We start from the raw sequence: 17,507 nt of genomic DNA, 5'->3' as shown, positions 1-17,507 counted from the left end.
TGGTGCTACGCGACTGACGATGCGGAAACGCCCACGCGCAGCATTGGCACTGCAAGGAGGTGATGTTCAATACTCGACGAATGCACGCGAATCGGCAATGCGTCATGAATCCAGTGCAGTTGCACATGGTTTTGCTGGGTTCCGTCAGCGATCGCCACGTTGAGCGCATACTCGCCGACCGGCAAAAGCGGCATCGTAAACGAGAAGCGAGCCACCAGCGTATCGCCGGCGCGACATGATGAGTTCTCGCCTTTGTAAGTCAGGTAAGTGTTTTCCCCGAACAACGGTTGGCCAAGGTGATCGTTGAAAAAAAAGCCGACGATGGGTGCGCGCACGTCATCGTGAATAGCGGCGGTCACCTGCAGCGTGACGCACTCCCCACCCACCGCCCACGCGAGCGGCACATTTGCATCATCGATGAACTCGACATTGACAATGCGCGCCGCACCACTGCCGAACGAGGCGGCATGGGGATTGAACCGAAGCACTTCGATGTCGTTACGAAAGGGCGTAAAGTTGATTGTCGACAGTCGCGTATCGGTTTGCGCCTCACTGCCACGCGGGCCTGACGTGTGCTGCTGCGCAGGCGTCGCATCAGTTGGAGACGCAGCGTCGAAATAGGCGTCCAAGTATGCCTCGCACACTGCCCCGGGATCCCCTTCGCGCTTGACCTTGCCCTTGTCGATCCAAATGACGCGCGAGCACAGCTTCTTGACGGTCGACGTATCGTGACTGACAAATAGAATCGTGCCAGTTTTCCGAAACTGGTCCATGAACCGCATACACTTCTGATTGAAGAAGGCGTCACCGACCGCCAGCGCTTCGTCCACGACGAGGATGTCGGCATCCACGTGCGCGATGACCGCAAATGCGAGCCGCACAAACATGCCGCTCGAATACGTCTTCACCGGCTGGTCGATAAATTCACCGATATCAGCGAACTCGATGATCCTGTCGAGCCTCTCATCGATCTGGCGACGTGAGAGCCCGTGAAGCTGCGCGTTCAGATAAATGTTCTCGCGGCCCGTATATTCGAGATCGAACCCTGAGCCGAGCTCAAGCAAGGCGGCCACCCTACCAACTGTATCGATCGATCCCCGGGTCGGCGAAAGCGTCTGGCAGACAATCTGCAACAACGTACTCTTTCCGGAACCATTCCTGCCGATGATTCCGATCGTTTCGCCCTTGGCGACCTCGAAGCTGACGTCATTCAACGCCCAGAAGACATCGGCATAAGCATCCGATTTCGCCCGCGCGTAACCGCGCCCCTTGCGGCTCGGTAGCATACGGCTCGCCATGCTGAACGCCGCCTGCTTGAGGCGATTCGCCGGCAAATCGTATGAATGAAATCCTTTTGCCACTCCTGATGCGCGAATGACAATCTGCTGTGACATTGAAGCCCTTTCGTCGAAGGCGCGATCCGCGCACCACTGCAAATTACCCAGCTCGCCGAGCCGGGCGCAACGCGCCATTTTAGCAAACCGCCCCCGCAGCTGACGGGTATCGACGCCGGATATCCCGTCGCCAGCCGCAACATCGAGCGCCATCGGTTTCATTGGTAACCAGACGTAACAGCCTCATCCCCCTTCGATCTGCAATAATTGATGTTTTGGCGCCGCGGCAGCACTTGCCCCGCCCCGCAACAGCAACAACCCTCCTTCCGACATGTTCATTATCTTCGGCTCGCCCCGTTCCGGCACGACGCTGCTTAAAGAGACACTCAACCTCCACCCCGACTTGTTCATCCCGATGCAAACGACGTTGATCAGCACCAGCGCCCACATCGCGGGAAGCATCTCGAACTGGGAGAGGGCTGCTGACGTCATCGCGCATTCGCTGGTTGCATCCGATGACTTTCCCGTGGTTTTCGGACAACATTTCACCGAAGACGACATCCGCAACGTGATCAAGTCGGCCGAACCCACGCTAGCCGGCGCGCTTCAGGCACTGTATCGCGAACTCGCGAACCGGCTCGGCAAGCGGGAATGCGGTGACAAGTCTCCGGACGACTTGCTGTCGATCCGCAAGCTCGAACAGTCTGGCCTGCTCGACGCCCCGATCAAGTTCGTTCACATCATTCGCGACGTCCGCGGGTCGGTTGCATCGCTGCTGAACGTCGATTGGGCACCTGCCGGCATCGATGAGTATTTTCCGCGCATCTGGAGTTACACAAATTTGCATCTGTATCACGTGCTCAAGGATCGCCCGAATTACGCGCTCATCCGATATGAAGATTTCGTGTTGCAACCGGCAGCCACCATCGAGCAACTTACGCGATTCCTCGACGTTCCGTTCCAGGAGTCGATGCTGGATGCAAGCCGACGCGGCCCCGAGCTGCGCACGAATCCGAGCCACCTAAACCTCGCGCAACCGTTCCTTCCCGAGCGGATCAGTGCGTGGAGAAGCCAGCTCTCGCCAGACGTCATCGCGCATTGCGAATACAGTGCGCTCGAGGCCCTGCACACATTTGGTTACCAGTGATGCATTCGGTACGCCCAAGCGTGCCGAATGCAGCGGACAGCAAAACAGGCTATGAGATAATCCCCCGATTCCGTCTCGGGTACCGCATTCGGGCCTCCGCCGCACATGGCCGCTCGGGCAGACTCGAAACCACTCCTGCCTCACACCGCTTCCGTTCGTAGACCCATGCAAAGCTTCAGTGCCTCGCCGACGTACCTATTGACATCGCTGGTGAAGAACCGCCGCCTCATGTTCGATCTCGCCCGGCGAGATGCTGTCGGGCGTTACAAAGGGTCGGCACTCGGCATCCTCTGGTCGATGCTTACCCCGCTCCTCATGTTGAGCGTGTATACGTTCGTGTTCAGCGGGGTGTTCAAGTCCCGTTGGGGCGGGCAATCGACGCCAGGCTCGCACAGCGAATTCGCGGTTGTGCTTTTCGCCGGCATGCTGACGTTCAACATATTCTCGGAATGCGTGAACCGCGCGCCGTCGCTCGTACTAGTCAACACCAATTTCGTCAAGAAGATCGTCTTTCCGCTTGAAATCCTGCCGTGCATCAGCTTGCTTTCGGCACTCTTTCACGCATTCGTCAGCATCACGATTCTCTTAGTCGCCGAATTCCTAATCCAGGGCAGCATCCCGATCACGGCGCTGCTGCTGCCGGTCGTTCTGGCCCCCCTTTGTTTGCTAATTCTGGGCATCTCGTGGCTACTGTCGGCCACCGGTGTCTACCTGCGCGACATTGGCCAAACGATAGGCATTCTGGTGACCGCACTGATGTTCCTGTCACCGATCTTTTTTCCTCTTTCATCGTTGCCCGAAAACATCCGGAACCTGGTGTACTGGAATCCGCTGACCTTCCCCATCGAACAAAGCCGAAACGTCCTGATTTGGGGCAAGCCGATCGATTGGACGATCTGGAGCGGTTATCTGGCGATCAGCCTGATCGTGTCGTGGATTGGTTTCGCATGGTTCCAGAAAACACGAAAAGGATTCGCGGATGTCATCTGAGCGCGTCATCGAGGTAGCGTCGCTCGGCAAGGGCTTCAAAGCGTATGATCGGCCGTCCGACCGTCTTGTCCAGTTGGTTTTCAACTTCGCCGCACGCCTTGCCCCCGGCACGAAGCTCAAAACCCGATTGCGCCGGCATGCAGAGGCCGCGGGTCGAACCTTCTGGGCATTGCGCCACATTGATCTGACCGTGAACCGCGGCGAAACAGTCGGGATCATCGGTAGAAATGGATCCGGGAAAAGCACGTTACTGCAGATTATCTGTGGAACGCTATCCCCGACCGAAGGTTCTATTCGCACGACAGGCCGAATCGCGGCCTTGCTTGAGCTCGGCTCCGGCTTCGAACCCGAATATACCGGGCGAGAAAACGTCTACATGAACGGACAGCTACACGGTCTCTCGAAAGAGCAGATCGACGAACGCTTTGCCGCGATCGAAGCGTTCGCCGATATCGGCGAGTTTATTGATCAGCCGATCAAGACCTATTCCAGTGGTATGTTCGTGCGCCTCGCCTTCGCGGTGATCGCACACGTCGACGCCGATATTCTCGTGATCGACGAAGCATTGGCCGTCGGAGACGCGTTCTTTACGCAAAAATGCATGCGCTTTCTTCGGCAGTTCATGCAGACCGGCACGATCCTGTTCGTGAGCCATGACACATCGGCAATCCGGACCCTGTGTACGCGTGCCGTCTGGATCGATCGCGGCGTAATCGTCGACGAAGGCGACCCAAAAGATGTCAGCAATCGCTACCTTCAAGCCTATTACGAATCGCAGCAAGGCAAGAGCAGTATCTCAGCGCCTCCAGTGGCCGCCCTCGATAGCAATGACGGAGAAAGACTGGATCAGCGGGCCCGATACTCGTCTCGCGAAACCGCAGCCGCCCGAAATTTCACTTTCGATCCTTCGCAAACCGGTACCGCACTCGGCGGCGGCGCATTGCTCCAATCGGTAGAACTGACAAGAGACGATGGCAACCGGTTGCTCTGGATGGCCGGCGGAGAGCTCGCAACACTGCGCATCAAGGCATCGGTCGCCCATCCGATATCCGAAGCGGTGGTCGGGTTCACCGTCAAGGACAAGCTGGGTCGCATGCTGTTTGGAGATCACACGTACTGGGTCTCCACGGAGCATCCGCTCAGCCTTGCAGAAAACGAACAGATAGCTGCCGAGTTCACTTTCCTGATGCCGGTTCTCGCGCCCGGCGACTATGCTATCGACGTCATTGTCGCGGACGCCGCGTTGCCGGGAGAGCAGTTGCTGCTCCGTGTACACGACGCCTATGTATTCAAGTCGGAGGCCGCGTCGTCATCGACTGGACTGGTCGGAATACCCATGCGGAACATCTCGCTGTCGGTCGAATCAGCCGTCCCGTCTCAGGATTAACATCACATCGCCATGATGCATAACTCACGACCGTCGACTGCGCCCGGCAGCGACGCATCTCGCGACAAGCCGCTCGAACATCAGCTTACAGAAGCCCTCTTGCGTACGCATCTGCTGGGAGAGCAATTGAAGCAAGCACGCGTAGAGGCGGACGCCGGCGCTGCTGCGCAAGCAGAAGTCATCAGGTTGCGGATCGAGATCGCAGCACTGCGTAATTCGACGTCGTGGCGCGTGACAGCGCCGCTACGGGGCCTGAACCGCATCGCGCGCATGATCCGACTGACGTTTCAGACACTCTCTCGTCAGGCGCAGATACGCGGGGGCTACGTCAGTGCCTTTCGCTACAACCTGGGAGCATTGCGACGCGATGGCCTTCGCGGGCTACGCGCACGCCTGAGTCGGCTGAACAACGGTGCCGGCTTTGCAGATAGCCCCCTCCCGACCGAAGTCTATCGTTCATGGATCGAACGCTATGACACGTTCACCCAGCAAAGAAGAATCCAGTCACTCGCCGAAATCGAACATTTCGAGCGCCGTCCGCTGATCTCGATTGTCGTACCCACGTACAACAGTGACGAGCGCTTTCTGCGCGAAATGATCGAATCAGTCCGTGCGCAGGTTTATCCGCATTGGGAACTGTGCATCGCCGACGACGCATCACCATCCGAATCGGTTAGAGCGGTACTCGAAGCGGCTCGTGCAAGTGACAGCCGAATCAAGGTCGTGTATCGGTCTGTGAACGGGCACATTTCCGAGGCAAGCAACAGCGCGCTGAACATCGCGACCGGTGAATATGTCGCATTGCTCGATCACGACGACGTCATTCCGCCGCACGCCTTGTTCATGGTAGTCAAGTACCTAAACAGGCATCCGGACGCACGGATGTTCTACAGCGACGAGGACAAGCTTTCGGCCGACGGCGAGCGAACCTCGCCGTATTTCAAGAGTGACTGGAATCCGCAGCTGTTTCTCTCCCAGAATGTGTTTTCACATCTGGGCGTGTACGAAACGGCCCTCGTGCGCGACGCAGGGGGATTCAGGAAAGGACTCGAAGGGAGTCAGGATTACGATCTCGCGCTTCGTTGCATTGAAATTGCCGGGCACGATGCAGTGGTTCATATTCCTCATGTCCTATACCACTGGCGCATCCTTCCCGGCAGCACCGCGAGTAGCGGAAGCGAAAAACCGTACGCATTGCTAGCCGCGATCCGTGCGCTTGAAGAGCATCTCGCCCGTACGCAGACGCGTGCAATCGTCGAGCACCCATGCAATGAGCATTCGACGCTTCGCGTCAGATATGCGCTCCCTCGACCTGCGCCGAAGACTTCCATCATCATTCCGACGCGCGACGGCCTGTCGATTCTCAAGCAGTGCATTGATAGCATCTTCGCCAGGACGATCTATCCGAACTACGAGATCATCGTTGTCGACAACGGCAGCGTGAAACCGGAAACACTCGCATATTTCGATTCGCTGAGAACCGATTCCCGAGTTCGAATCCTGCGGGATGATTCGCCATTCAATTTTTCCGCGCTGAACAATCGGGCCGTCGAGATCGCGACGGGCGACTATGTCTGCCTGCTGAACAACGATATCGAAGTCATTTCGCCGGACTGGCTGGACGAACTCGTCGGCATTGCGTCACAACCCGGAAATGGCGCAGTCGGAGCCGCACTCTGGTATCCGAACAACAAGCTGCAGCACGGCGGTGTGGTGATCGGATTGGGCGGCGTGGCAGGCCATATGCATACCTTGCTGCCAAGAGGACAGTACGGCTACTTCTGCCGTGCCGTGGCCATGCAAAATCTGTCCGCCGTCACCGCAGCATGCCTCGTCATCAGCAAAGCCATCTACTTGAAGGTCGGCGGACTGGATGAGGAACTCGCAGTCGCCTTCAATGATGTGGACTTTTGCCTCCGTGTCCGAGAGGCCGGCTATCGGAATGTCTGGACGCCGTATGCGGAGTTATACCACCACGAATCGGCAACGCGCGGCTCCGACATGGATCCGGACAAGTATCAGCGGTTCGTCGGCGAGGTGCGCTGGATGGAAAATCGCTGGGCCGGTCATTTTGAGTTCGATCCTGCCTACAATCCCAACCTGACGCTGAGCGGCCAGGTCGCGCCATTCGCGCTTGCCGAGCCGCCACGTCTCGACATGCTCGAATGAGGCAGTACGCAAGACGATGGATGGGAGTCCCTCCGCCCGCCATCGTCAGCGCGAGTAGGGCCCGGCCTTTCCACGTAAACCGTCAAGCAACCCGCGCCACGCCATCCGCCAATGTTCCTGCGCCTGTTTGGGGAACAACGCGTAGATGGCGAGCCGCACTGGCAGCTTCAACGCCTCCGAGCTTTTCCACTGCCAGGGAACATAGCCGCGACGAAACAGGGCGACGGCATTCCTGAACAGGTAGTAATGCCTCAGCGGATTGTGCATCGGATACGCGCGGCCAAGTATCCGCACGGGCTCTTCGCCCAATTCATGCTGCATCGTTACCCACGGCACACCAACGACCCTGAACCCGCGATGCTTGGCCCGGACACACCATTCGAGATCGACGAAATCGATGAAGAGCGACTCATCCATCCCGCCGATCTCCGTCCAGTAACGCAGGTTGATGCATGACCCGGATGTGATCAGGAAATCAACATCGATCAGATCGTGTCCCGCGGGCATGACGCGTTCGAGCCGACAAACTCGAAATCGGACGAACGGAGCCACGCCACCGAGTCTCGCATCGTCGTAAGCCGGGCCAGCCAAGGCGATCTTAACGAAATCGACATTGGCTTTCGCGATCACGCGCGATAGCTCCGTCAGCAACATGGATGATGGCTCGCTATCCTGATCGAATACGAATGCTGCCTCGTACCCTTCGTCGATCAAAGCCGCCACGCCCCGATTCAATGCTGCACCGATACCTTTGTTGTCGCCATTGGGAAGATATTCGATCGACTCGGCAAGCCCCAGATCCTTCGCACTCCGCATCGTCGGCGAGTTGTCGACCACAACGCACCGAAGCTGTTCCGCCAAGCGGTTGGCCCGCTCGACACAAGCGGCATCCGGATTGTAAAACACGACAACCGCGCCTGCGCGCAGTTCTGTACTCATCTTTCCGCCATGCACAGGCGCAACGCATCGTGCCAGTCGGGTGCCCGGATTCCAAACGTTCTCGACAGCTTGTCGCCAGACATCCGGGAGTTGGCCGGTCGCGCAGCGGGAGTCGGATACGACGATGCCGGGATAGGATTGACCTTCGGCTTGCGCGCGAGATTCGCCGCGTCGAAGATAGCTTCGGCGAAGCCATGCCATGACGTCGAACCCGACGCGCAAAGATGATAGATACCCGATCGTTCACGCCACCATGCGTCGCGATCTGCTTCGCCGACACCTGCAGCCTGAGCGAGGATATGGGCCGTGAGCGTTGCGATCGTCTTCGACCACGTCGGTGCGCCGATCTGGTCGACTACGACGTTCAATTCTTCACGCTCCGTGCCAAGCCGCAGCATCGTCAAGAGAAAGTTCTTGCCGCGAGTACCGTAGACCCAACTCGTCCGCAAAATCAGATGGGCGCATCCGGATGCAGCAATCGCCTGCTCACCCACGAGCTTGCTCCGTCCGTAAGCGTTTTGCGGATTGACGGGGTCGTCCTCGACGTATTGACTATCCTTCGTACCGTCGAACACATAGTCCGTCGAATAATGCACCAGCACGGCCCCGAGACGCGCCGCCTCCTCTGCCAAGACGGCCGGCACTTCGGCATTCAATCGCATTGACAACTCGACTTCGTCCTCGGCCTTGTCGACCGCGGTGTAGGCGGCAGGGTTGACGATGACGGCCGGAGCTTGCTCCCGTACCACGGCGCGCAAACGATCGAGATCGGCGAGGTCCACCATCGAGCGATCGCAGGCAACGACCGTTCCCAGCCCCTGAAGGGCTCGCAACAACTCGAATCCGACCTGACCGCTGACGCCGGTCACAAGAATCTTCGGCTGACTCATGCGGCTCCTCATGCAAAAACTTCAGCTTCGCTCAAACGCTTGCCGGCCGCATCCTTCGCGGCCAGCAGCGGCTCGAAATCGATCGGCCATTCGATCCCGATTTCCGGATCGTTCCACACGATGCTGCGTTCGTGCTCCGGAAACCAATAATCGGTCGTCTTGTAGAGAAACTGCGCAGCCTCCGAAAGCACGACAAAACCGTGTGCAAAGCCGGGCGGCACCCATAGCTGGCGATGGTTTTCCGCCGACAGCGTCACGCCGACCCACTTGCCGAAATTCGGCGAGCGCTTGCGAATATCGACTGCGACGTCGAACACTTCGCCTTCGACCACGCGCACGAGCTTGCCCTGCGCGTGCTGGATCTGGTAATGCAGCCCGCGCAGCACGCCCTTCGCCGAGCGCGAATGGTTGTCCTGCACGAATTCGATGCCGGGTTCGACCTGCTCGGCGAATTCCTTCCCGTTGAAGCTCTCGTAGAAGAACCCGCGCGCGTCGCCGAACACTTTCGGCTCGATGATCTTGACTTCGGGCAGCGCCGTCGCCGTTACTTGGATGGCCATGCGACTTGATCCGTGAGAATGTTCTTGAGGTACTGACCGTAGCCGTTCTTTGCGAGCGGCTGGGCCAGTTTCAACAGTTGCTCGGCATCGATCCATTGCTTGCGGTATGCGATCTCTTCCGGGCACGCAACAACAAGACCTTGCCGCTTCTGAAGCGTCGCAATAAACGTGGCCGCCTCGATCAGCGAATCGTGCGTGCCGGTATCGAGCCACGCGTAACCGCGCCCCATGATCTCGACGTTGAGCGCACCGTCGGCGAGATACCGCGAATTGACGTCGGTGATTTCCAGCTCTCCGCGCGGCGACGGCTTGATATCGGCCGCGATGTCGCACACGCGGTTGTCATAGAAGTACAGCCCCGTCACCGCGTAGTTCGAACGCGGCTTCGCCGGCTTCTCTTCGATCGACAGCGCGCGGAACGACTTGTCGAACTCGACGACGCCATAACGCTCCGGGTCGTGCACGTGGTACGCGAACACCGTCGCGCCGGATTCCTGCGCGTGCGCACGCTCGAGCTGCTTCGCGAGATCGTGGCCGTAGAAGATGTTGTCGCCGAGGATCAGCGCCGACGGATCGTTGCCGACGAATTCCTTGCCGATGATGAACGCCTGCGCGAGGCCATCAGGCGACGGCTGCACCGCGTACTGGATGTTCATGCCCCACTGGCTGCCGTCGCCGAGCATTGACTCGAAGCGCGGCGTGTCCTGCGGCGTCGAGATGATCAGTACGTCACGAATGCCCGCGACCATCAGCGTCGACAGCGGGTAGTAGATCATCGGTTTGTCGTACACCGGCAGCAGTTGCTTGGACACGACATGCGTGATCGGATACAGCCGCGTGCCCGAACCGCCCGCGAGAATGATGCCTTTACGTGCCATCGTCTCTCTCCTCAAGCGCGTTTCGCGTAGTTGGTCTCGACCCACTTGCGGTACTCGCCCGACGCGACTTCGTCGGCCCAGACCTGATTGTCGAGATACCAGTCGACGGTCTTCGCGAGGCCGGTCTCGAACGTTTCCGCAGGCTTCCAGCCGAGTTCGCGCTCGAGCTTGCGCGCATCGATCGCATAACGGCGATCGTGGCCCGGGCGATCCGTCACGTAGGTGATCTGATCGCGATACGAACCGGCCGCCTTCGGGCGTGCCTTGTCGAGCAGGTCGCACAGCGTATGCACGACCTCGAGATTCTTCTTCTCGTTCCAGCCGCCGACGTTGTAGGTTTCGCCCGGTACGCCGCGTGCGAGCACTTCGCGAATCGCGCTGCAGTGATCACCGACGTACAGCCAGTCGCGCACGTTCTGGCCATCGCCATAGACCGGCAGCGGCTTGCCCGCGAGCGCATTCGCGATCATCAGCGGGATCAGCTTCTCGGGGAACTGGTACGGGCCGTAGTTGTTCGAACAGTTCGTCGTCAGCGTCGGCAGGCCGTACGTGTGATGGTACGCGCGCACCAGGTGGTCCGAACCGGCCTTCGTCGCGGAATACGGGCTGTTCGGTGCGTACGGCGTCGTCTCGGAGAATTGCGGGTCGGTCGCGGACAGCGATCCGAACACCTCGTCGGTCGATACGTGCAGGAAGCGGAATGCCGCCTTGTCGGCGTCGTTCAGGCCATTCCAGTATTGGCGGGTCGCCTCCAGCAGCGTGAACGTGCCGACGACGTTGGTCTGCACGAAATCGGCCGGCCCGTGGATCGAGCGGTCGACGTGGCTTTCGGCGGCGAAGTGCAGGACCGCGCGCGGCTTGTGCTCGGCGAACAGCGCGTCGAGCGCGGTACGATCGCAGATATCGACGCGTGCGAAGACATGCTTCGGATTGCCGTCCAGCGATTGCAGCGTACGGAGGTTGCCTGCGTAGGTCAGCTTGTCAACGTTGAGCACGGCTTCGTCGGATTCTCGCAGCCAGTCGAGTACAAAATTAGCACCGATGAAACCTGCCCCGCCCGTAACCAGAATCATGGAGTTCCCTCTAACAATTCGCAGCAAACACCGTCAGGCGCCGGCTGCATCAAATTCGCAAGTATTTGTGTTTGTCACATCCAACCGGGAATTTTAACCGGTCGACATGGCCGCCAAAGTCATGAAATGCTAATTTTGTTCGGGAAAACGACAATTATAGGGAGCCGCGCCTTGCAAAAGCCATGCCGCTAACAACTTGATACAGCGCTACGAACCTCTATGTGACATGTAGATTCATGCCAAATCAACGAACTTTCGCGGAATGAACGTTGCGCCGCACGACTTTGGACGGATTATTCTTCTCGCACCCCCAAAATTTGTAACACTCTCCCTTTCATGACCCGTACCCCCATCGCCATCGGCGACATCCAAGGTTGTCATTCCGCTTTCCAGTCGCTGCTCGAAAAGCTTTCGGCCCCTGTCGACACGCCGTTGTGGATCGCCGGCGACATCGTCAACCGCGGACCTGACTCTCTTGCCGCCCTGCGCGCACTCGTCGAGCTCGGCCCACGCGCGACCGTCGTTCTCGGCAACCACGACCTCCACCTGCTCGCCGTCTGGGCCGGCATTCGCACCGAACGCCCCGGCGACACGATCGGCGAAATCCTCGATGCGCCTGACGCCGACGCGCTGCTCGACTGGGTGCGCCACCTCCCGTTCGCGCACTTCGAGGACGGCAAGCTGCTCGTCCACGCGGGCGTGCTGCCGCAATGGGACACGACGCTCACGCTCGAACTCGCGGACGAACTGCAGTGCGCGCTGCGCGCCCCCGACTGGCGTGAAACGCTGCAAGCCCTGTACGGCAACGAGCCGAACCAATGGAGTCCGAACCTGAAAAAACGCGACCGGATGCGCGTCGCGTTCAACGCGTTCACGCGCCTGCGCTTCTGCACGCCCGACGGCGCGATGGAGTTCAAGGCGAACGGCGGCCCCGACAGCGCGCCGCCCGGCTACCTGCCGTGGTTCGACGTGCCGGGCCGCCGCACCGAAGACGTGACGGTCGTGTTCGGTCACTGGGCCGCGCTTGGCCTGGTGCTGCGCGCCAACGTCGTCGCGCTCGATTCGGGATGCGTATGGGGAAATCAGCTATCGGCCGTGCGACTGGCGGCCGACCCGGCGCAGCGCACGGTCACGCAGGTGCAGTGCGAAGCGTGCCGCACACCGGGCGGCGAATAGCCCGCCTGCGAGACGCGCGCCGCGAAACGGCGCGTCAGCCCTCGCGCCCCGGCACCGGCTCCTCGACCGCCGCGTCGCCCGCCGCCCCGGCGCCGACTTCGGTTGCCGGATACGCATGCCTCTCCAGCTCCGCCAGCGACTCGAGCGACGGCTTGCCGACCTTCGCCTGCAACGTCTCGAGCGCGGCCGCGATCGCATCACGGGCCGCCGCGGAGGTCGTGCGGCGATCGCCGCCCGGTGCGATCGGCTCGCACACGTAGAGGTGCACGACGAGCGGGCCGCCGCGCAACACCATGTCGAGCGACATCCCGAGCGACAGCTCGCCCGTGTAGGCTGGCGCGACCGACTGCCGCTGTCGCGCGTCCTCGTACATCAGGCAGATCGGCTGCACCGCGCAGCCGGCCGACACCGCGGCCTGGAACAGGTTCGCATGGAACGGCAGCAGCGCCTGCCCGTCCGACGTCGTGCCTTCAGGAAACACGCACATCACGCCGCCGTTGCGCAACCGGTCGGCCATCTCGTGCATGACCCGCATTGCCTCGGTGCGCTTCTCGCGCTGCAGGAACACTGTGTCGAGCTTCTCGGCCAGCCAGCCGACCACCGGCCACTGCCGCACCTCGGCCTTCGACACGAACGGCGTCGGCCGCCACGCATTGACCGTGTAGATGTCGAGCCACGACACGTGGTTGCCGACGACGAGCGCGCCCGCGTCGAGCCGCGCGCCATCGTTGTGGACGACGAGGCGCATCCCGCAGATCCGCAGCAGCTTGAGCGACCAGCGGCGCGTGAGCTCGAGGCGCCGCGCGGGGCTCACGTGCGAAAAGCGCAGCGCGACGATCGCCATGCCGCGCAGCAGGTGAAAGACGAGACGCAGCTTGCGAAGAGCGGTCATGGCGAGAATCCGACGTGGTTCAGTGGCGCTCGAACGCGACCTGCCCGGCCACGAGCGTCGCACGCACGCAGGCCGGCAGTTCGTAGCCGAGGAACGGCGAGTTGTGGCCCTGGCTCTTCAGCGCGCGCGGCTCGACGCGCCAGTGCGCGCGCGGGTCGAACACGCACAGGTCGGCCACGCCGCCTTCAGCCATGCGGCCTGCCGGCAGCTGCAGCACGTCGGCCGGTGCGGCCGTGATGCGGCGCAGCGCCTGCGCGAGCGGCGTGTTCGTTTCATCGGCCCACTTCACCGTGAGCGAGAGCAGCAGTTCGAGCCCCGTCGCGCCCGGCGTCGCTTCGGCAAACGGCAGCAGCTTCTCGTCGTCGTCGACCGGCGTGTGATCGGAGCAGATCGCATCGATCGTGCCGTCGACGAGCGCCGCGCGGATCGCTTCACGATCGCGCTCGCCGCGCAACGGCGGGTCGAGCCGGAACTGCGAATCGAAGTAGCCGATGTCGACGTCGATCAGGTGCAGGTGATTCACGCCGACGTCGCACGTCACGGGCAGCCCCTCGGCCTTCGCCTCGCGCACGAGCGCGAGGCCGGCCGCCGACGACAGGCGGGCGAGGTGCACGCGCGCGCCCGTCACGCGCATCAGTTCGAAAATCGTGTGCAGCGCGATGGTCTCGGCCGCGACCGGCACGCCGGACAGCCCGAGCCGCGACGCGAGCGCGCCGCTCGCGGCGACGCCGCCGCGGCCGATGAACGCGTCGAGCGGCCGCAGCCACGTCGTGTAGCCGTAGGTGCTCGCGTACTGCAGCGCGCGCAGCAGCACCTGCGTGTCACGCACCGGCACGTTCGCATGCGTGAAACCGACGCAGCCCGATTCGGTCAGCGCGACCATCTCGGTGATCACTTCGCCCTTGAGGCCGACGGTGAGCGCGCCGAGCGGATGGACGTTCGCCTGGTGCAGGTTGCCGGCACGGAACTTGAGCATCTCGACGAGGCCCGGCTCGTCGAGCACGGGGTCGGTGTCCGGCGGGCACACGAGCGTCGTGACGCCGCCCGCGACGGCCGCGGCCATCTCGGACGCGAGCGTCGCCTTGTGCTCGTAGCCAGGCTCGCGCAGCCGCGCGCACAGGTCGACGAGACCGGGCGCGACGATCAGGCCCGATGCGTCGATCGTCTTCTCCGCGTTGAAACCGGCGGGCACGGTGCCGAGCGCGGCGATCTTGCCGTCCGCGACGAATACGTCGGCCTGCCGTTCGGTGCCGGCGACCGGGTCGATCAGCGTGCCGCCTTGGATATGAATCTTCATGCGCTGTCTGTGAATGCGTTGATTGCGTGAATAAGGATGCGCGAATGCGGGCTCAGTCGCTGTTGCCGGCGACGATGCCCATCACCGCCATCCGCACGGCGATGCCGAACGTGACCTGGTTGAGGATCACCGACTGCGGACCGTCGGCGACCTGCGAATCGATCTCGACGCCGCGGTTCATCGGGCCCGGGTGCATCACGATCGCGTCGGGCGCGGCGAGCGCGAGGCGCTCGGGCGTCAGGCCCCAGGTCTTGAAGTACTCCTGCGCCGACGGCAACAGCGCGCCGCTCATCCGCTCGTTCTGCAGGCGCAGCATGATGATCACGTCGACGCCCTTCAGCCCTTCGTCGAGGTTATGGAATACCTTCACGCCCATCTGCTCGAGACCGCCCGGCAGCAGCGTGCGCGGGCCGATCGCGCGCACTTCGGGCACGCCGAGCGTGGTGAGCGCGTGGATGTCCGAGCGCGCGACGCGCGAATGCAGGATGTCGCCGACGATCGCCACGCGCAGCTTCGTGAAGTCGCGCTTGTAGTGACGGATCGTGTACATGTCGAGCAGGCCCTGCGTCGGGTGCGCATGACGGCCGTCGCCGGCGTTGATCACGTGCACGTGCGGCGCGCAGTGCTCGGCGATCAGGTACGGCGCGCCGCTCGATGCGTGGCGCACGACGAACAGGTCGGCATGCATCGCCGACAGGTTGTTGATCGTGTCGAGCAGCGATTCGCCCTTGCTCGTCGACGACGCGTTGATGTTCAGGTTCAGCACGTCGGCCGACAGGCGCGTCGCGGCGATCTCGAAGGTCGTGCGCGTGCGCGTCGAGTTCTCGAAGAACAGGTTGAACACCGACTTGCCGCGCAACAGCGGCACCTTCTTCACCTCGCGGTCCGTCACGCTGACGAACTGCTCGGCCGTATCGAGAATGTGGTTGACGATCGAGCGCGGCAGGCCCTCGATCGACAGCAGGTGTTTCAGCTCGCCGTTTTTCGTGAGCTGCGGGTTGCCCTTCAGGAAACCGTAGCGGAACCGCTCGGGGCTCGCGGCCGCGGCGGGATTGCCGGTGCGGCCAGTGGTGTCGGTGGTCATGGTGTGCGTGATTCCAACTATGCAAACGGGCCGCGGTACGAACCGGCGGCCCGGGATACGGTTTCGCGGTTCGGTCAGGCGCCGTGCGTCTCGATGCGCAGCGTGAACTGCGCGGCTTCGTCGCGCGCGAGCACGAGCGTCGCATCGGCCGGCACGTCGAGCGTGCCGCCCGAGAAGCGCGCGGCAACCGGCAGCTCGCGGCCGCCGCGATCGGCGAGCACCGCAAGCTCGACCGCGGCCGGACGGCCGTAGTCGAACAGTTCGTTGAGCGCGGCGCGCACGGTGCGGCCGGTGTACAGCACGTCGTCGACGAGCACGATGCGCGCGCCGTCGACCTCGAACGGCAGCGACGTGGGGCTCGCCTGGCTGTGCAGCCCCTTCTTCGCGTAGTCGTCGCGGTGCAGCGCGACGTTCACGACGCCGAACCCCGGCGCGCCGAGATCGCGTGCGAGGCGCTCGGCGAGCCAGGCGCCGCCGCTGTAAATGCCGGCGAGCCGCGGGCCACCCGGCTCGGCAAAGGCCGTGCCGTATGCGTCGCGGATCTGATCGAGCAGGACGCGGTAGAGCGCGTCGGCGTCAATGGTGCTCATGGTCGGACAATTGATCGAGATACTGTTGAAGGATCACGCGCGCGGCCTCGGCATCGAGCATCTCGGCGCGTGCGCGCCCGCGCACGTTACGCTCGCGCAGCCCGGCCTCGGCCTCGACCGACGAATAGCGTTCGTCGACCCACGTGACGGGCAGCCCGAAGCGGCCGTTCAACTGGTTGCCGAAGCGCTTCGCCTGCTGCGTCATCTCGTGCGGCGTGCCGTCCGGATGCATCGGCAGGCCGACGACGAGCGCGTCCGGCCGCCATTCGGCCAGCAGTTCGCCGACCGCCTTGAAGCGGTGCTCGCGGTTCAGGTTGGGAATCACGACAAGGGCGCGGGCCGAGCGCGTCAGCTCATTGCCGATCGCGACGCCGATCCGCTTCTCGCCATAGTCGAACGCCAGGAGCGTCGCATCGCGCGCGCCCGCGCCACTCATGCGTGCCCTGCTTCGCCGGACAGCATCGACGAACTGACGCCCAGCAGGCCGAGTGCGGCTTCGAAGCGCTCCTCGGCCGGCGTGTCGAACACGATGCGCGGATCGGCGGCCACGGTCAGCCAGCCGTTACGGGAAATCTCTTCCTCGAGCTGCCCGGCGCCCCAGCCGGCATGGCCGAGCGTCAGCAGGAAGCGCTTCGGGCCGGTGCCCGTCGCGACCGCCTCGAGCACGTCCTTCGACGTCGTCATCTCGAGCCCGCCCTCGACCGACATGGACGAGTTGTAGTTCGCGCCCTCGACCGGCTCGTGCAGCACGAAGCCGCGCTCGGTCTGGACCGGGCCGCCGAAGTACACGGGAATGTGCAGCAGCGGCTCGATGTCGAGCTTCAGGTCGATGCGGCTGAACAGCGATTCGAGGTCGATGTCGGTGGGACGATTGATGACGAGGCCGAGCGCACCGCGCTCGCTGTGATCGCAAAGATAGACCACCGTTCCCGAAAACGTCGGATCCGCCATGTTCGGCATGGCGATCAGGAACTGGTTGGTGAGATTGATGCGATCGGAAGGCTTTGACATGGTTTGAATTTTAGCAAAGACGCCGCGACCTGACCGGGCCGCGATCAACAAGCAACGCCGCGCGACGCTGGCAATGACGCGCGCGGATCA

17 protein-coding genes are annotated in these 17,507 nt (G+C 62.1%); 5 read left to right on the top strand and 12 right to left on the bottom strand.

The features are described from left to right. Positions 1–5 precede the first annotated feature (5 nt). Complete coding sequence (locus DIE06_RS30725) at positions 6–1,394, bottom strand: ABC transporter ATP-binding protein (protein WP_124664656.1); 1,389 nt, start codon at positions 1,392–1,394, stop codon at positions 6–8. A gap of 271 nt (positions 1,395–1,665) precedes the next feature. Between DIE06_RS30725 and DIE06_RS30720 the strand changes: the two genes are divergently transcribed. The 4 genes from DIE06_RS30720 (at position 1,666) to DIE06_RS30705 (ending at position 7,027) form a co-directional block, all read left to right on the top strand. Next, positions 1,666–2,481, top strand: coding sequence for a sulfotransferase (locus DIE06_RS30720; protein ID WP_124664640.1), 816 nt, complete (start codon positions 1,666–1,668; stop codon positions 2,479–2,481). 165 nt (positions 2,482–2,646) lie between these two features. Then, on the top strand, positions 2,647–3,471 hold the full coding sequence (locus DIE06_RS30715; protein WP_124664639.1) for an ABC transporter permease: 825 nt from the start codon (positions 2,647–2,649) through the stop codon (positions 3,469–3,471). Beyond that, on the top strand, positions 3,461–4,858 hold the full coding sequence (locus DIE06_RS30710; RefSeq protein ID WP_124664638.1) for an ABC transporter ATP-binding protein: 1,398 nt from the start codon (positions 3,461–3,463) through the stop codon (positions 4,856–4,858). Before DIE06_RS30715 ends, DIE06_RS30710 begins: the two co-directional genes overlap by 11 nt. A 270-nt stretch (positions 4,859–5,128) precedes the next feature. Beyond that, positions 5,129–7,027, top strand: a complete 1,899-nt coding sequence (locus tag DIE06_RS30705) for a glycosyltransferase (RefSeq protein WP_124664655.1) — start codon at positions 5,129–5,131, stop codon at positions 7,025–7,027. 45 nt (positions 7,028–7,072) lie between these two features. Here DIE06_RS30705 and DIE06_RS30700 read toward each other — a convergent pair whose 3' ends face one another. The 5 genes from DIE06_RS30700 to rfbB are packed head-to-tail and all read right to left on the bottom strand — an operon-like array spanning position 7,073 to position 11,367. Then, a complete protein-coding gene (locus DIE06_RS30700) occupies positions 7,073–7,966 on the bottom strand; it encodes a glycosyltransferase family 2 protein (protein WP_409364524.1) in 894 nt (297 codons plus the stop codon). After that, positions 7,963–8,868 carry a dTDP-4-dehydrorhamnose reductase gene (gene rfbD, locus DIE06_RS30695; RefSeq protein ID WP_124664636.1) on the bottom strand — a complete coding sequence of 302 codons (906 nt, stop codon included), beginning with the start codon at positions 8,866–8,868 and terminating at the stop codon, positions 7,963–7,965. The genes DIE06_RS30700 and rfbD overlap by 4 nt, the downstream gene beginning before the upstream one ends. Then, positions 8,865–9,416, bottom strand: coding sequence for a dTDP-4-dehydrorhamnose 3,5-epimerase (gene rfbC, locus DIE06_RS30690; protein ID WP_124664635.1), 552 nt, complete (start codon positions 9,414–9,416; stop codon positions 8,865–8,867). The genes rfbD and rfbC overlap by 4 nt, the downstream gene beginning before the upstream one ends. Next, the gene (rfbA, locus tag DIE06_RS30685) at positions 9,401–10,294 is read right to left on the bottom strand and encodes a glucose-1-phosphate thymidylyltransferase RfbA (protein ID WP_124664634.1); all 894 of its coding nucleotides are present in this window, start codon (positions 10,292–10,294) and stop codon (positions 9,401–9,403) included. The genes rfbC and rfbA overlap by 16 nt, the downstream gene beginning before the upstream one ends. Before the next feature lie 11 nt (positions 10,295–10,305). Beyond that, the gene (gene rfbB, locus DIE06_RS30680) at positions 10,306–11,367 is read right to left on the bottom strand and encodes a dTDP-glucose 4,6-dehydratase (protein WP_124664633.1); all 1,062 of its coding nucleotides are present in this window, start codon (positions 11,365–11,367) and stop codon (positions 10,306–10,308) included. Positions 11,368–11,703: 336 nt separating this feature from the next. On the opposite strand from rfbB, the gene DIE06_RS30675 reads away from it, so the two are divergent. Continuing rightward, positions 11,704–12,543, top strand: coding sequence for a symmetrical bis(5'-nucleosyl)-tetraphosphatase (locus DIE06_RS30675; protein ID WP_124664632.1), 840 nt, complete (start codon positions 11,704–11,706; stop codon positions 12,541–12,543). A 34-nt stretch (positions 12,544–12,577) separates the two neighbouring features. On the opposite strand, the gene DIE06_RS30670 is transcribed toward DIE06_RS30675, so the two are convergent. The 6 genes from DIE06_RS30670 to DIE06_RS30645 all read right to left on the bottom strand — a co-directional run bounded on the left by DIE06_RS30670 (position 12,578) and on the right by DIE06_RS30645 (position 17,417). Continuing rightward, positions 12,578–13,435 carry a 1-acyl-sn-glycerol-3-phosphate acyltransferase gene (locus DIE06_RS30670; protein WP_124664631.1) on the bottom strand — a complete coding sequence of 286 codons (858 nt, stop codon included), beginning with the start codon at positions 13,433–13,435 and terminating at the stop codon, positions 12,578–12,580. 19 nt (positions 13,436–13,454) lie between these two features. Further along, on the bottom strand, positions 13,455–14,732 hold the full coding sequence (locus tag DIE06_RS30665; protein ID WP_124664630.1) for a dihydroorotase: 1,278 nt from the start codon (positions 14,730–14,732) through the stop codon (positions 13,455–13,457). Positions 14,733–14,784: 52 nt separating this feature from the next. After that, on the bottom strand, positions 14,785–15,816 hold the full coding sequence (locus tag DIE06_RS30660; RefSeq protein ID WP_044846292.1) for an aspartate carbamoyltransferase catalytic subunit: 1,032 nt from the start codon (positions 15,814–15,816) through the stop codon (positions 14,785–14,787). Between the two features lie 74 nt (positions 15,817–15,890). Further along, a complete protein-coding gene (pyrR, locus tag DIE06_RS30655; protein ID WP_124664629.1) occupies positions 15,891–16,406 on the bottom strand; it encodes a bifunctional pyr operon transcriptional regulator/uracil phosphoribosyltransferase PyrR in 516 nt (171 codons plus the stop codon). Next, positions 16,393–16,842: a Holliday junction resolvase RuvX gene (gene ruvX / locus DIE06_RS30650; RefSeq protein ID WP_124664628.1), complete on the bottom strand. Its 450-nt coding sequence runs from the start codon at positions 16,840–16,842 to the stop codon at positions 16,393–16,395. Before ruvX ends, pyrR begins: the two co-directional genes overlap by 14 nt. Continuing rightward, positions 16,839–17,417, bottom strand: coding sequence for a YqgE/AlgH family protein (locus DIE06_RS30645; protein ID WP_044846295.1), 579 nt, complete (start codon positions 17,415–17,417; stop codon positions 16,839–16,841). The genes ruvX and DIE06_RS30645 overlap by 4 nt, the downstream gene beginning before the upstream one ends. Positions 17,418–17,507: the final 90 nt, after the last annotated feature.

The organism is Burkholderia sp. Bp8998 (assembly GCF_003854235.1).
Classification (GTDB): Bacteria; Pseudomonadota; Gammaproteobacteria; order Burkholderiales; family Burkholderiaceae; genus Burkholderia.
This window is presented reverse-complemented; position numbering and strand designations above follow the sequence as displayed.